The sequence below is a fragment of the Nostoc sp. DedSLP03 genome, assembly GCF_034530815.1.
Lineage (GTDB): Bacteria > Cyanobacteriota > Cyanobacteriia > Cyanobacteriales > Nostocaceae > Nostoc.
In genome coordinates, this window is the sequence record NZ_JAVRCK010000061.1 from 1 (window position 1) to 15,615 (window position 15,615).

Below are 15,615 nucleotides of genomic sequence, written 5' to 3' on the forward strand. Positions count from 1 at the left end.
ATCCTCAAGCTAGACTCTACCCGTTGTCAAAATTTGAATTTGGAATTGCTGTGTTGAATCAGATGGAACTTGTAATGCTAACAAAGCGCTAGTATAATATGCCAGATTGACATCTACTGGCTCAGGACTTTCTTCCAAAGAATAATATATACTACCACCTGAATCATTCCTGTTTTGTGGTATTACCTGTGGCATCAGCCCTGAATTACCCAGATTCTCTATTTTGTTTGGTGAGAAAAAAGCAGTGTTTTTATTTAACTTTTGAAAACTCCCTGGTTTGATTTGATCGGCTTTTTTATATACGACCTGTGCATAGTATCCCAAAGGATCGGTGTCAGGTGGTGTACCTATCCGAAGATTAGGTAACTGTTCCAAAAAGTTACTGGATGTTAAAGACGAATCAGCTCTAGTGACAGCAACTAAACGATTGCTAGCGAACTTTACCACTGGTCCACCCAAACCTTTCTCATATACTTCGAGTGGTTTATCAGTATCAGCACTGGCAAAAATATCAGGTTTTTCCCCTCCTTGTATTATGCGATCGCGCTGGATATCAGAATGATTAAAACTCGTTTCTACAGGAATACCATTTTCCTTAGTGAAATTATCAGCTACTTCAGAAAGACCTGCTCTCAAACTGCCAGCACCAAATAAAACAACTGAAGAAGGTTCTGTTTGAGGCGAGGTTCCAATGCTAGCAGCAAAAGTTTTGTTGCTGACAATTATGTTAAAAATGCAGCTAGTTAGTGAAGCAGCGAGTAAGTATTTTTTCATGTTTATACAGCTTTGGGTTTAGTACTATTTTTTGATAGCTTATTTAACAGTTTGTTCTGCCAATTTCTTCTTAAGTGCTAAACCCATAATCGCAGCTAGTAATAGTCCCCAAACATAGTTGGGTTCGGGTACTGATTTGCTGGGGCTCATAAAGCCATACTTATGCAAAATTTGCTGTCCTTTCTCTGACAAAATATAATCTGCTAGTTTCTGTGCATTCGGGTCAGCATTTTTGAGAACTGTTAAACCAAATGGCGCTTTAACAGACAAATAATCTGGTAGCCCAACTACTTGCAGGCTCGGATCAATTTTTTGCGATGCGATCGCGCCAGTATAGTAACTTAAGAAAACATCTGCTTGCTGAGTTTTGTCTAGAAAATACACTAAGCTGTCTTGTCCTGATGGGATTATTGGGGAATTCCTTCCACCTGTTAATTGCAAGGCTTTACTATTGAGGGTATCAAAACTACCAGGTTTTTTTGAATTAGCTTGAGTAAATATCTGTTGAGTGTAGTCTCCAAGAGGATCTAATATAGGTGTTGCAATTCCCAACTTGATGTTGGGATTTAGTAAATAATCTAACACCTGATTTGGTGTAATTTTTGCCTGGGAATACTTTGATGAAAACACCGCTACAATCTGGTTTTGAGTAAATTCCACTGGCTGACTGCTCAACCCCTTACTGTAGAGTTTTTGGGGATTTCCAATATCTGCACTAGCAAAGACATCAGCAGTAGGCTGTCCCAGTTGGAGTTCTGTTTCTATTGCTTGCTCTCTAATCCCTGATGGTCCAAATACTGTATTCGTTCCTATTCCTGTTTCTTCGGTAAAGTCTTGGCTGACTTCCGTTAGTGCATTTCTTAAACTACCTGCTCCATATAAGTTGAGATTACCAGCAAAAGCTTGATTTGGTATCAGAACACTAAAGGCACAAGCTGCCAAAGAACCTGTCAAAAAATATTTTTTCATGTGTTCGCTAAAATCTTCAAGTTTTTAGGTATTTTATCCTCAAGGCTCACATTACCAACTTAGTTGGAAAAATGTCAATTACTTCATATAGACAAATGTTGACTTTGTTACTTACAATCCTCAGTTAAGAAAGTTCTCAGTTGAGGCAAGCAGTTATTGAGCAGTTCTTGAGAAAGAATTATTGCTCAATAACTCTTTTTCTTCCCCTGCCTCAACAGCTTATCCAAACCGTATTGGGCTTTGTTAATTATTGAAGATATGGTGGGCGTAAAACAAGTTTTACGCCAGTCAAACTCAATAGATTTACAAATGTCTCCAGAAGTTATTGCTGATATTATTGAGATTGACAACCTTAGTCTGTATATCAGAAATATTTTGGTTTTAAAGGAGAAGGAGAAGCAGATAATATGACGATATTTGTCACATTACTAACGTAACGACCTCCAGCTTTGTCACCTGGAACTACTAAACGAGCAAATCCTTCGTCTGTTAAAGGCACGATTTTACCATCATTACCTTTTTTTGCAAATGCAACTAGCACTGTTTTCCCTTCAAAGTTAGGTTGAATTTCACCAATAGCTACGACTGCACCATAGCAATCTGTGGCGTCAACTAGAACATATTGCCTCAGAAAAGAGTTTTTACTATTCACCCCCGAATTCCCAGGTTTTAGACCACCTCCGGCTTTCGGATTATTAATCAATTCCCATAGAGGAACTCCATAGTATGTTTCTGTTCGTGGCCCTGAGCCGGTTTGAAAGCTCACAGTGGTTTCTGTAACTAATGCTGGATTTTGTTTTTTTAAAGCATCTTGTAAATTTCGCAGTTTTTGCAAGTTATAAGTGGCTGGATTCTTGAGTTCTCCACCCAAGCGAAAACTTTGCGAAGAACCTCCAAGACACTTATTTTTATCCCAGACAGAAGGTATTTTTTCTTCTCGACCCCAAGGAAGATCGCTCTTTGAGTCAGCTAAAGTAGGCTGCCATAAAACCAGTATCGATAGCATTAGAGACGCAATGGGTATCTGGCGGGTAAAACGCATAAAACATTTCTCCGTTTACTATTGAATATTCAAAGAATTAGATAGTTTTGCTCAAAGCTCGTTTGCTCACAAAAAATTAGTATCCTTATCGCCAAAATTGAGCAATTTGACAATATATTCTGTTAGATCAAAATAAAAACGGTTCTATCGTTAAACTTTCAACTCCTTACCAGACGCTACTAAATAGCTAGTTTTTAATATGAGTTATTAAAAACTAATGAATCCTGACGCCAAAGTTAGTCGCAAACCTCTTGTTAGATTTCCGTTTTTCCAAATCGATAAGTGTATCTGTGTAATCTAATGAAGATAATACCAACTTATTGAGTAAAATACCAACTAATATAGTAATCAAATATAAACAAAATTAATTTTTATTTCTTTTTAAAATAGTTCAGCTTAATATTGTATAGAAACTAAGTTGTTGTTTTCCTTATAAATAGGTAACTATCAAGCTAATAAACTTTTTATAAGTGAGACTCACCTGTAAATTGGAAAACTGTCCGAGTTATGGGGAAAGGTTGTAGTTATCCCGACACTATAGTTGAAGCAAAACCATAGAGCGACTAGACTACTTTGTGTATACAACCAATACACCAAATAAAAGTTACAATTCGTGGTGCAGTGAATAGAGCGATAGATGGCTATATCGCTCTATTTCATTAACTGCTTAAAAGCTTTGTAAAACGCCCATTTACTTCCGTTCTAAGTTTTGCCTAAGCGCTGTTCTTTCTGGCTCAACTTTTACGTTTTAACAACTGCAATCTTAAGTATCAAACTAAATATCAAAATGCACTACTCTGCCATCGTCATTTTGACTGCAATATCGCATGGTTTACCAAAGTACGGTGAACTTGTTACTAAAATATCTACACTAGTGCTAGCATAATCCTTTATATTTTCAGAGGTAATACCACCAGCCGCTGCTAGTTTTAAGTTTGGATACTGCTGCTTCAACTTCAAAACTAGAGGCTCAAGGTCTAGTAGGGGAATTTTATCAAACTGAATTAAATCTACACCTGCACCAGCAACCATCCAAGCATCTTTTGGTGTATCTACTTCAACGCAAATATGTTGTTCTGGAAACTGTCGTCGCAGTTCATTCATGCGCTCAATTAACCCACCTATACCTCCCAAGAATATCAGGTGTTGGTTAAAGATCAGAACTGTTTCAGATAATCCTAAGCGATGAAAAAATCCTCCGCCTGCTAGAACTGCTTTGATGGAAAGCGCTCTAGTACCTGGAAAACATTTACGAGTAGTCACAATAGAAACTGACTGATTTACAGATGAAGCAGTATCTACTAATACTCTTGTACGCGAAGCAATGCCGGAGGCGTATTCCATCAAATTTAAAGCAACTCTCCAGCCACTGTGCAAAGCTTGAGCAGTGCCACTAGCTTGAAGAATTAATTGCTTCTCTTGGCAGACTGTACCACTTTCGACTTGATAATGAACTTCGGCACCACAATATTTTAATACTCTGGCTGCTTCTTCAGTAGCGCAAATGGTCATCGAATGACGAGTAGAAAACTCGATTTCACCAGGTTGCTTGCCAATGCCAAGTCCGTAGGTTGTCAAATCTAGGTAGGGAACATCTTCCTGAATTAACCTAGCGATCGCCTCATCTGAGAAGAAAACACTCATTTTAGTTTTATGATCGGCTGACAAATAAATAGCTCAATCAATATTCCCACTAACCTAATCTCATTTAGTTGTAGGAATTGTAATAATTACTACTATTGTCCCAAATAGTTGGTAAAAAAATAACTGCTTAGATAATTCTTGGCACATGGTAACTCCAGTAGCATCGACTGGACTACAGTGCCGATTGGCTCTCAGGATTGCTTTTTTTCACAATCTCGATGCAGGTGCTTAGTCGATAGTAAAAATCCTATTTCTACACAAAAGGCGATCGCCTCTATTTTCTGGAAACAAGTAGTTAACTAACTAACAATACAAAAGGCAGTTAGCTTTCTTACAGAGTCTTCTGATTATATGAGTGCAACTATAGCAGTCATACCTACTTTGTAAGCATATCCCCGACTTCTTCACAAGTTGCAGATATGCTTACAAACGATTTAGAAATGCGATATTTTTAAACCTAGTTTTCGCTTAGACAGTAGTAAAGTTATACCACCCATGACTAACATAGCAGATATTGAATCTGATTCAGGAATTGGTGTAATTTGACCCGAACCACTTATTGTGTTGCTAAACTCGCCAAAATCATTGACTCGACGACCAGTAGTAACTAAAAAGTATTTCTGTCCTGTAAGAAGTTCTCGGTTGAAAGTAACAGTACTACCATTAGTAGTAGTACTTGCTACAAGAACATTGGTTAATTGTTCAGTAGGATTGAAACTATCCTGATATAAAGCTAAGAAAATATCCCATTTTCTATTGGCAGGTGGCGTAGGTTCAGATTCACCACTGATATTATATAAACCCGATCGATCGACCGTAAAATCGAATACACTGTAAGGTACACTCATTCCCAAATTCCCATCTTTTTCACCACTGATAAGAGTGGGAGGATTCCCTGGTGCTACACGCCGCCAAATCGGTTCATTTGTTGTATCTCCCTGATAAGTCAAGGTAGCAGCTTTAGAGGGTTGAGCGGTAGAAACAGTAGCTAATGCTAACCCCAGAATAACCATTAATGGTTTTTGAAAAAATTTTGTTTTTAGCATAAATTATTTCTTATTTACTAACAGCTTATTTCAAAATTAACCAGATTCTTCGATTTTCTAACTATGACGTTCATTGCTTACTTGAACTTTTTGCTGTTTGGCAGCAATTAACTTTCTTTGCAAGGCAAAAGCTACACTCACAGCAAGTAAAATTCCACCAACCCCTTGAGGTTCGGGAACTGATTTCGGACTATTAAATCCATACTTTGCTAGTATTTTTTGTCCAGTTGGTGAAAGAATATAATCAGCTAGTTTTGAACCTCCAGGATTCGCATCTTTAAGTACTGTTAAACCATAGTCAGCTTGGGTTTTTAAGCTATCTGGCAATTCTACTATCTGTAAACTTGGTGAAATTTGTTGGGCAGATAAAGCACTGGTGTAATAAACTAAATAGATGTCTGCTTTGTTGATATCTTGCAAATAGTAGACTATGCTACCCCCCGGACTATTCCTCTCTGGTGGTAATGTTCCTGATAATATTACAGCTTTATCATTCAGTTGGGCAAAGCTGCCTGGACGAATTTGTTCAGCTTTGCGAAATACTTCTACCCCGTAATCTCCCAAGGGATCGCTTACAGGTTTGGAAATACCCAATTTAACGTCGGTATCGAGAAACTTATCAAGCAGATTCTCTGTGGTGAGTGACACTTCAGGTGTAGCGATCGCATAGATAGGATTTCTGGCAAAGGTTTCAACTTCCCCACTTAAGTTATTTTGATTTAATGCAAGGGCATTACCTAAATCCGCACTGGCAAAGACATCTGCCTTTTCCCCTGCTAACAACCTATCTTTCAATGAACCAGAGGAAGCAAATTCTGTTTTGACAGAAATCCCATATTCTTTGGTAAAAGCACTCTTCACTTCCGAAAGTCCACCCCTTAAGCTACCAGCAGCATATAAAGTTACCTCAGGAGGTGCAGCCAGTGTGGCTGCTAAAGTCTGTTTTGTAAAGGTAAGATTGACAACTAATGCAGTCAGTGAAGCGACAAGCAAATACTTTTTCATCATTTTTTAATCGCTCATAGTAAGGAAAAAATTACTTTCTCGTTTTTGGTAAGCTAAAACACATATTTATTGCATAGTGAAGGAGTGAGGTTTATTGACTGCTGACAGTTGACAGTCAAGAGTTAACACTCAACAGCCAACACGACCATATATGATTTAAAAAATATGGAACAGCTTAACTAATGCTTAAACAGTCCTCGATCTGAGCGTCTAAACTTTATAAATTATTCAACAGTATTGATTGCGTATGCTTTTATACAAGTTGGTGTTTCGACTGAAGTTATCATACCAACTTGGTTGGATAAAATCAATTCAACTACGTAATTAAACGCTGACTTTATCAAAACTTTAAGTAAAAAGTTTTTTATCTTGATGAGATTACGCGCATGACAAGACTTCAGGAATAACTACGACTGTACCCAGATTTCTCACCACATATCGAGAAGCCTGCGCTTGTGCTTTTGTGCAGAGAAGAGTTGTTGTACAAGTTCTTTCACCTCTGCCCCTCTGCTCCTTCTTCCTTTCAAGCTTGTGAGAAATGCGGGTAATGTGTGACTGAGCGAAACTAAACGTGTATCATCTCAAAATAAGCGATATGCTTCTCAGTGAACTTTTACCAACTGTTAATCAATTATCTCACTAAGATAAACTTCGACCGATCCACTTTCTCTTTCTTGCAGTTGCGAAAGAAGAGGGATAAGTTGTTTAGTTAGCCGTCTTTTATAACTGATTCCAATTGTTGAGACAGCGAATGTGTGTCTCTAAATGTTGAGGCAGGCAAGTACACTGTAAATTGAGTACCTCTGCCTAATTGACTGTAAACATTGACAAAACCACCGTAATTCTTAATAATACCCAATGCCGTAGAAAGTCCTAAACCTGTACCTTTGCCTACCTCTTTGGTGGTGAAAAATGGTTCAAAAATTCTTTGCTGGACTTCTGACGACATCCCCATACCAGTATCCGTCACCACGATCGCAATATAAGAACCCACTTTCGCATCTATATTTATCTGGGTAGAATGTTCGCCAATCACCAGATTTTCCGCCGCAATCCGAAGAATACCGCCATTGGGCATAGCGTCGCGGGCATTGATTACTAAGTTTATCAATACCTGATGTAGTTGAGTTATGTCTCCACGAACGTACCAGAGATTTTTAGGGATATCTATCTGGCAAATAATGGATTTGGGGAATGTTTGAGCGATAATTTGCTCAATCTCTGCTATCAAAGGCTGAATTTCCACAATTGTCCGTTTATCTTCAATACCGCGTGCAAAAGATAACACTTGTTTAAGCAAATTAGCGCCGCGTTTGACATTATTTTCTAAAGTTTGCAGTATTTGCTGACTCTGGGGATCGGGCAATTTCTTCTGCAATATTTGAACTGACATTAAAATTGGCGATAGTATGTTGTTGAGGTCGTGAGCGATACCGCCAGCAAGAGTGCCGATACTCTCCAAACGTTGCGATCGCAGAAGTTGAGCTTCTAGTTGTTTTTGTTGCGTAATTTCGGTGTTCGCGCTCAAAATGGATTTGGGTTGTCCATTCTCATCTGGTATCAGTGTCCACCGACTTTCAACGATAATTACTTTGCCTTCTCTTGTCAGTTGATGCAACTCACCCCGCCACTCACCCGTATTCATCACCTGCAAATAAGCATCTTCTAGCTGTGGTGAATCTTTATACAAAAGTTGCAAAACATTCTTACCCACAACTTCCTCAGCCTTCCAGCCATACAGACGTTCAGCACCTTGATTCCAAAACAAGATTTGGTTGTGGATATTTCGCACCAGAATCGCGTCAGTTGATACATCTAGCAGCAACCCTTGTTCGTGGATTTTCTGTTCTGCTTGTTTTTGGTGGGTTATATCTCGCGTCAGTGCCAAATGGATGAAAGTGCCATCAGATTCGTTATATAGCGGTACGGCATGAGTTTCTATGTAGCGACGAGTGCCTTTAAATCCCACGATTTCAAATTCTAAAGTTTCCTTATTACCTTGGCAGACACTTTCATGCAAGTCGGCAAAGGCGGCTTTATACTCTGGTACAATTACGGCATCAACTGGTTTACCAATCAAAATATCAGCACTTTCCACTTCCATCATTGCCAGCCCTTCTGCATTAATTTCTAAAAGGGTGCCATCTCTGGCAATTAGCTGGATGCATTCTGGTTCTGCATCTATCATGGCGCGTAAACGATTTTCGCTTTGACGTAGGGCCAGTTCTGTCTGCTGAAGTTGCCTGAGATAACGCCACAACAAATCATATAGCAACGCCACCAACACCAAATCCACAATCGCAGCGATAAAAAATGTCACTATCGCCTTTTGGGAATTTGCTTGTGACTGCTGCATTTCCTGCTGTAATAAATTTTTCTCTGCTTTCAAAGAGTCGTTAATCAGTTGTTGAATTTCTTTACTACTTTGATTATCTTTCTCAGATAAGATTTGCTGCCGAACTGCTTCTAATCCCTGGTTTTTTTTGAGGTAAATTTCTTGTTGTAAAATGTTGAGCTTGTTGGTAATTTTCGGCTCCAGAAAAGCAATCCACTGCTGCTTTTGATAGTTATTGGCAGTTAGTTTTTTGAAATTCTGAATATTGCTATTCGTTTGTCGCTCGGCTGCAAGATAAGTTTGTAAATCATCTGCATCTGCTGTAATTAAATAACTACGTTGTGCAGTTTCCGTATCTTTGAGTGTAAATTGGATACTTTCAATTTGGCTAATAACTTTATAAGAGTATGTTAGCCATTGTTGGTTGTGAATCAACTTCACAGTGTTGCTATACGAAACTACAGCATTAGAAAATACAACTGCCAATGCTAGGATGAATATTGCTTTCAGCTTTTGGACTCGATACCATTTTTTGATCGTGCGATCGCCCTTTCTGCCGCAGATGCCTTTCATCAGTTAAGATTAAATATTAAAAACAAATATTGAGAATATTTTAAGGATTTCGATAACACGGGTAACAAAATACAATCTCTTAAAGTTGTAAATATCTGGATTTTTTGGAATGATGATTTATACATAATAGTTACAAATAAATCAGCTAGTTTTTAATATAAATTCATTTTTACAGTAATATGGGCAATGCAGTTTAGATGGGATATAGCCATTTTCAATCTCATGAGCTACAGGTATGCAAGGCAATAATACCAAAAATGACTAATGACCAAACCACCACATTGCATTGTCTGCAAGACAACTTTTTTACAAGGTCATAGTTTTTACACTGGACTCTGTGTTGAGTGTGGAAATCTGAACTTCAGCAAGCGTCAACAAACTGCTGATTTACGGGGTACAATTGCCATTGTCACAGGAGCCAGGGTAAAGATTGGTTATGGGGTAGCATTGAGACTGTTGCGAAATGGTGCAACTGTTATAGCAACAAGCCGTTTTCCTCATGATGCGGCAAAAAGGTACGCAACAGAGCCAGATTTTCTAGAATGGCAACATCGTTTGCAAATTTACGGACTCGATTTGCGCCATCTCCACAATGTTGAGCAATTTACCCAACACGTTTGCAAGTTTTATCCGCGACTCGACATTATTATCAATAATGCAGCACAAACAGTACGTCATCCGCCTGCGTTTTATCGTCATTTAATTGAGTTTGAATCACTACCTTTCGGGGAACTACCGCCAGCAATACAGGTGTTAGTAAGCCATAATCATGAAGTGAAGGTTGAGAATCCGGCACTATTAGGTAGTACAGAAGAAAAACAAGCCACATTTACCGAAAATTCTGCTTTACTCTCCCAAATTCCTTTAATTATCGAAGACAGCGTAGATAATTCGGCTTTTTTCCCTTTAGGTGGGTATACCGATGATGGACAACAACTTGACTTGCGTCCCTTTAATAGCTGGCTGATGAAGGATGATGAAGTCAGCATTTTAGAATTATTGGAAGTGCATATAATTAATGCGATCGCTCCATTTGTGATTAACAGTAGACTCAAGCAATTAATGAGCAACTTCAAAGAAACTAATAAATACATTATTAATGTTTCTTCAATGGAGGGGCGATTTAACGATGTTGACAAACCCTGGCGACATCCTCACACCAATATGGCAAAGGCTGCTCTCAATCAAATGACCCGTACCTGTGCCAAAGAATACGCTAAACATCGTATTTTTATGAATGCAGTAGACCCTGGATGGATTAGCTTTCAACACCCCTATCATCAAGCAAAATCCATGCAAGAACGTAGCGTTTATCCTCCCTTTGATATCAATGATGCGGCTGCACGCATTTGTGACCCAATTTATTTAGGAATTAACCAAGGTAAAACACCTTTTGCTAAATTATTTAAGGATTATAGAGAAATAGATTGGTAATTTCTGGCAGTGTAGCTTAATGGTAGAGCGTTCGCCGTTCAAAGCGGAAGGCAACCGTTCGATTCGGTTCGCTGCCCCAGCAACGTAGTTCAAACAGTAGAATTCCTTGGAGCACACCAGGAGATATGGGTGCAATTCCCGTCGTTGCCTTTTAATCAAATTGTATATATCCCTAAGTACCCCGATAAATTGCGGTATTTTAATTATTGACATGATTCAAGCAATATGTTAATAATAATAGTTTGTGGAAACTTTACTTCTTAATATAAGCTCTTGGCTAACGTCATTGTCATAGGTGCCCAATGGGGCGATGAAGGAAAAGGTAAAATAACTGACTTACTCAGCCGTTCCGCAGATGTTGTGGTGCGTTACCAAGGGGGTGTCAATGCTGGACACACGATTGTAGTTAAAGGTCAGACCTTTAAACTGCATTTGATTCCCTCTGGGATTTTGTATCCAAATACCGATTGCATTATCGGCTGTGGAACAGTGATCGATCCACAGATTTTGATCGCAGAACTCGACCAACTAAAAGAATTAAATATTTCCACTGACCACCTGCTGATATCTGAGACAGCCCACGTAACGATGCCTTATCATCGATTGATTGACCAGGCATCTGAAGAACGACGGGGAAGCTATAAGATCGGCACAACAGGTCGGGGCATTGGGCCGACTTATGCTGACAAATCTGAACGTACAGGGATTCGGGTTTTAGACTTGATGGACCCGGATGGGTTGCGCGAGCAGCTGGAATGGACGATTAATTATAAAAACGTCATTTTAGAAAAGCTTTACAACTTGCCACCTCTAGATCCACAAGAGGTGATTGAGCAGTATTTGGGCTATGCAGAACGCTTGCGGCCTTACGTTGTTGATACATCGTTGAAAATATCCGATGCGATTCAAAGACGACGCAATATTTTGTTTGAAGGCGCACAAGGTACGCTCCTAGACTTAGATCACGGAACTTATCCTTATGTTACCTCCTCTAACCCGGTGGCGGGTGGGGCTTGTGTTGGTACTGGGGTAGGGCCGACAATGATTGACCGGGTAATTGGGGTGTCGAAAGCCTATACAACCCGTGTCGGAGAAGGGCCATTTCCCACTGAATTGGATGGCGAGTTAGGAGAATTATTGTGCGATCGCGGTGCAGAATTTGGCACAACCACCGGACGCAAACGGCGCTGTGGCTGGTTTGATGCGGTAATCGGTCGCTATGCCGTGCGGATTAACGGCATGGATTGTATGGCGCTGACCAAACTAGATGTTCTTGATGAATTAGAAGAAATCAAAGTTTGTGTCGCTTATGACATAGATGGCGATCGCAGCGAACACTTCCCCACCAGTTCTCGTCAATTTGCTAGATGTCGTCCCATCTACAAAACCTTGCCAGGGTGGAAAGTGTCAACAACTCACTGTCGCACCCTAGAAGACTTGCCACAACCAGCATTGGATTATCTGAAATTCTTAGCCGAATTGATGGAAGTTCCGATCGCGATCGTCTCATTAGGAGCCAGCCGCGATCAAACCATAATCGTAGAAGACCCAATCCACGGGCCCAAACGCGCTTTATTGCACCCCGACGGTACACCTGCTACCCTACTTAGTGCGTAAATTTAGTCATTAGTCATTAATCATTACCAAATGACAAATGACAAATGACAAATGACAAATGACAAATGACAAATGACAAATGACAAAGGACAACTTTTATGGCTATTACAGTCGAATCTCAAAAACGTCCAGAAGGCAGCAAGCCAAAAGCTTTGCGCCGTGCTGGATTGATACCTGCCAATTTGTATGGTCATAAGGGTACAGAATCCATTTCTTTGACCATTGAAGCCAAAACTGTTGAGCGTTTGCTCAAAAGAGCTTCCGTCAACAACACCTTGATTGAGTTGAATATTGCTGATGCACCTTGGCGCGGTAAAACCTTGCTGCGGGAACTTCAGATCCATCCAGCCAAAGGTACGCCTTACCACCTCAGCTTTTTCGCGGTTGCTGGCCACGGCGACACCACTGTAGAAGTACCGCTGCGTTATGTGGGAACTGCTGTTGGTGTTAAACAAGAAGGTGGTTTTTTAGACACTGTTATCACTGAATTGCAAGTCAGTTGTGCGCCAGAAAACATCCCGGAAATAATTGAAATTGATGTCTCTAACCTGCAAATCGGAGACAGCTTGCGTGTTCACGAGCTAGTCTTGCCTCAAGGTGTGACAGTTCTTGGCGATCCGGAGCGAGTCGTAGTTAGCGTCTCGCAGCCGCAAATCAGCGCTGCTGCTGAGGAAGAAGCTGAAGCAGAGGGTGAAACAACCTCTGAAGCTACGTAAGTGTGTAATAATTTTTGATGATAGCCAGGGGGAAACTCCTGGTTTTTTTGTATTTGAACCCGCAGAGCAAAGAGATGATATCATCTCCGCTAAATTACCCTTAATTCCCTCGGAACCCCACCCCGCCAACGCTACGCTTTGTCTCCCCTCCGCTTGCGGGGAGGAGTTGGGGGTGGGGTGTTTTTATTATGGTCAATTCGACGACATGATATGACAGAAGTATAGCAGGAGGCAGGTGGTCACTGAGCGTAGTCGAAGTGAGGCAGGAGGTAGAACTATTATTATTCCTAGCATTCACGCTTGTCATTATGTCCTAACCTAACGTCAGTTCGATGAACCTCTCCCCAACCCCTCTCCGGCGCGGAAAAGGGCAGAAATATTCTTAGTTGACAACGAGAAAATTATGGTTTCAAAGCCTCTCTCCCTGCGGGGGAGAGGAATGGAAGTGGGGTTTTTTAGATCCGTCGAATTCACGTTAACCTATGTGACTACGGCTATAATACCAATTCAACATTCAACCCAATCTACGCAGTTTATGGCTTTAGCCTAACGTACTTAATTACGAATTACTTTAACGTGCATCACCAATCAAGACAAATGGCGACCAATAATAAGGATGGTCTTTAATTAGCTTCAACTTAGCTTGTTGCAAAGCTTCTCCTTTGGTCATACCTTGCTTGAGGTTTTGATAAAATTGAATCATCAATTGCTGAGTAGCTCGATCGTCAACCGCCCACAAACTTGCCATCACAGCTTTAGCACCAGCACGCTCAAATATATAAGCAACTCCTGCAAGTCCTGTGCTATCATCATTCAAATTAGTGTCTACAGCAGTTTGACAAGCACTAAGAGTAATCAGTTGTGTGCCTTGTAGCCCTAAAAGAGCAGCATTGGCAATGTCTAAGGGTTTGTCAGCAAATAGTAATGTATTCTTTTTTAACTTGACTTTTTTGCAATCTTCAGTTTTGAAACAGCCGTGAGTTGCTAAATGCAAAAAGTCAAAGCGCAATGCTTGGGATCTAAACTTTTCTAGGGTAGCTTCATTGTGGATATAAACTTCACTGTCTGGCAGTATTTCCTTAATACTTCTGACTTCTGCCTCTGCACCTGGGAGATTTTGCGGGTCACTGGGTACTGGATTACCAAATGCTAAAACAGCTTGTAGTTTGGGGGGTACGGCATTTTGCACACCTGGAGATTTTAGGGAATTATTGGAAATGCGAGTGAGATAGTTGACAGGATATTTCTCGATTAGAAATTGGTTGGTTTTACTGTCGGAAAGAGTTTCAAAAGGTAGATGGCGCAGTTGACCAGTAGCGATAATACTTAGTTCTTTGGGGGATAAAGCTTTAATTTTGTCTTCTATAGGACGAATAAGAATATCATAAAGTTTCCCGCCAGTTTCACGGTAGTTAGAATTACTTTCATCTTGTATTTCTTTCAAGTATTGGGTGAGAAGTTTATTAAATTCAGTGGGGTCAATAGATTTTTTTATAACGCTCAACTCGCCTTTTGTGAAGATAAAAATTGCGACGTTATTAGGCATATTTCTGACATTAGTCAACAAGACAGGTTGAACTACAACTGTTCCTGCGGGTATGGAGGATGTCAGATTTTTAATATCTGCGGGTGTAGTTTCAAATAGTTCTGCCACTTCAGGAAAACGGCGAGATATATTTTCGGCTTCTGAGTAAACTTGTGCTTCTAATTGCCGAATTTGTTCGGGGAGACTTTGGGAGAGATCGCTTTGCAGTTGTTGTCGCAATGCTTCCAATTGCTGATTTTTTTTAGTCCAATCGTTAAGGCTCTGCTGTGCTTCTGGGTTAGCAACTTTGGCATTAATCAGGCGAGTATAATCAGCAAGGTCGGCTGTAGTGAATAGGTTAACCCATTCAAAGGCTTGAGCGTATTTTTTTTGATTAATCAGGACATCGACTAAAGCAGTTGCCCTTCCATCATTTTCTTGTAAAAACTTTTGGCGATTTTCTCGTTGCAAACCCCGGCGCATTTCTAAGCTGATTTTGAGAGATTGCTCTAAATTAGTAATAGCTTCAGTTGGTCGATTTGTACTTTGGAAGAATACACCAATATTACCCAAAGTGACAGCAACACCAGAGCGATCGCCCACAGCCCGCCAAAGGGGCACAGCTTGGTTGTAAAAATCGAGTGCTTTTTGCTTTTCTCCTAAATCGTCGTAGATTGCACCGATGTTATTGAATGTAGTCGCTTCACCAGTGCGATCGCCCACAGCACGATATAGTGGCAGAGCTTGGTTGTAAAATGAGATTGCTTTTTGCTTTTCTCCCAAAGCGTCGTAGACTAGACCGATGTTATTAAGTGTAGTGGCTTCAACAGAGCGATTGCCCACAGCACGCAAAATGGGCAGAGCTTGGTTGTAAAATGAGATTGCTTTTTGCTTTTCTCCTAAATCGTCGTAGATTGCACCGATGTTATTGAGTG

Annotated in this window: 11 protein-coding genes and 1 tRNA gene; 4 read left to right on the forward strand and 8 right to left on the reverse strand. The window is 40.2% G+C overall.

Features of this window, described 5'->3' with window-relative positions; translation table 11 throughout:
- Positions 1–9: 9 nt before the first annotated feature.
- The 7 genes from RM368_RS25150 to RM368_RS25180 all read right to left on the reverse strand — a co-directional run bounded on the left by RM368_RS25150 (position 10) and on the right by RM368_RS25180 (position 9,388).
- Positions 10–774 carry a substrate-binding domain-containing protein gene (locus RM368_RS25150; protein WP_322696560.1) on the reverse strand — a complete coding sequence of 255 codons (765 nt, stop codon included), beginning with the start codon at positions 772–774 and terminating at the stop codon, positions 10–12.
- A gap of 39 nt (positions 775–813) precedes the next feature.
- A complete protein-coding gene (modA, locus tag RM368_RS25155; protein WP_322696561.1) occupies positions 814–1,743 on the reverse strand; it encodes a molybdate ABC transporter substrate-binding protein in 930 nt (309 codons plus the stop codon).
- Between the two features lie 364 nt (positions 1,744–2,107).
- The gene (locus tag RM368_RS25160; RefSeq protein ID WP_322696562.1) at positions 2,108–2,785 is read right to left on the reverse strand and encodes a hypothetical protein; all 678 of its coding nucleotides are present in this window, start codon (positions 2,783–2,785) and stop codon (positions 2,108–2,110) included.
- Between the two features lie 792 nt (positions 2,786–3,577).
- Complete coding sequence (gene modD / locus RM368_RS25165) at positions 3,578–4,429, reverse strand: ModD protein (RefSeq protein WP_322696563.1); 852 nt, start codon at positions 4,427–4,429, stop codon at positions 3,578–3,580.
- Between the two features lie 434 nt (positions 4,430–4,863).
- Entirely contained in the window at positions 4,864–5,475 is a 612-nt protein-coding gene (locus RM368_RS25170) for a PEP-CTERM sorting domain-containing protein (protein WP_322696564.1), read from the reverse strand.
- Positions 5,476–5,532: 57 nt separating this feature from the next.
- Positions 5,533–6,483 (reverse strand): extracellular solute-binding protein, encoded by a 951-nt coding sequence (locus tag RM368_RS25175; RefSeq protein WP_322696565.1) that lies wholly within the window; start codon positions 6,481–6,483, stop codon positions 5,533–5,535.
- A 706-nt stretch (positions 6,484–7,189) separates the two neighbouring features.
- The gene (locus tag RM368_RS25180; protein WP_322696566.1) at positions 7,190–9,388 is read right to left on the reverse strand and encodes a PAS domain S-box protein; all 2,199 of its coding nucleotides are present in this window, start codon (positions 9,386–9,388) and stop codon (positions 7,190–7,192) included.
- A 264-nt stretch (positions 9,389–9,652) separates the two neighbouring features.
- Between RM368_RS25180 and RM368_RS25185 the strand changes: the two genes are divergently transcribed.
- The 4 genes from RM368_RS25185 (at position 9,653) to RM368_RS25200 (ending at position 13,155) form a co-directional block, all read left to right on the forward strand.
- Positions 9,653–10,822, forward strand: coding sequence for an SDR family NAD(P)-dependent oxidoreductase (locus tag RM368_RS25185; protein WP_322696567.1), 1,170 nt, complete (start codon positions 9,653–9,655; stop codon positions 10,820–10,822).
- Positions 10,823–10,827: 5 nt separating this feature from the next.
- Positions 10,828–10,899 (forward strand) — tRNA-OTHER (locus RM368_RS25190).
- Positions 10,900–11,095: 196 nt separating this feature from the next.
- On the forward strand, positions 11,096–12,439 hold the full coding sequence (locus tag RM368_RS25195) for an adenylosuccinate synthase (RefSeq protein ID WP_322696568.1): 1,344 nt from the start codon (positions 11,096–11,098) through the stop codon (positions 12,437–12,439).
- A 98-nt stretch (positions 12,440–12,537) separates the two neighbouring features.
- On the forward strand, positions 12,538–13,155 hold the full coding sequence (locus RM368_RS25200) for a 50S ribosomal protein L25/general stress protein Ctc (protein WP_322696569.1): 618 nt from the start codon (positions 12,538–12,540) through the stop codon (positions 13,153–13,155).
- A 571-nt stretch (positions 13,156–13,726) separates the two neighbouring features.
- Here the strand turns inward: RM368_RS25200 and RM368_RS25205 are convergent.
- Positions 13,727–15,615 (reverse strand): CHAT domain-containing tetratricopeptide repeat protein (locus RM368_RS25205; RefSeq protein WP_322696570.1); only part of this gene is annotated, 1,889 nt, incomplete at its 5' end.

Bases quoted from the DNA above. Each gene is read 5' to 3' on its own strand.
- RM368_RS25150 (WP_322696560.1), bottom strand. From the start codon at position 774: ATGAAAAAATACTTACTCGCTGCTTCACTAACTAGCTGCATTTTTAAC.
- modA (WP_322696561.1), bottom strand. From the start codon at position 1,743: ATGAAAAAATATTTTTTGACAGGTTCTTTGGCAGCTTGTGCCTTTAGT.
- RM368_RS25160 (WP_322696562.1), bottom strand. From the start codon at position 2,785: ATGCGTTTTACCCGCCAGATACCCATTGCGTCTCTAATGCTATCGATA.
- modD (WP_322696563.1), bottom strand. From the start codon at position 4,429: ATGAGTGTTTTCTTCTCAGATGAGGCGATCGCTAGGTTAATTCAGGAA.
- RM368_RS25170 (WP_322696564.1), bottom strand. From the start codon at position 5,475: ATGCTAAAAACAAAATTTTTTCAAAAACCATTAATGGTTATTCTGGGG.
- RM368_RS25175 (WP_322696565.1), bottom strand. From the start codon at position 6,483: ATGATGAAAAAGTATTTGCTTGTCGCTTCACTGACTGCATTAGTTGTC.
- RM368_RS25180 (WP_322696566.1), bottom strand. From the start codon at position 9,388: ATGAAAGGCATCTGCGGCAGAAAGGGCGATCGCACGATCAAAAAATGG.
- RM368_RS25185 (WP_322696567.1), top strand. From the start codon at position 9,653: ATGACCAAACCACCACATTGCATTGTCTGCAAGACAACTTTTTTACAA.
- RM368_RS25200 (WP_322696569.1), top strand. From the start codon at position 12,538: ATGGCTATTACAGTCGAATCTCAAAAACGTCCAGAAGGCAGCAAGCCA.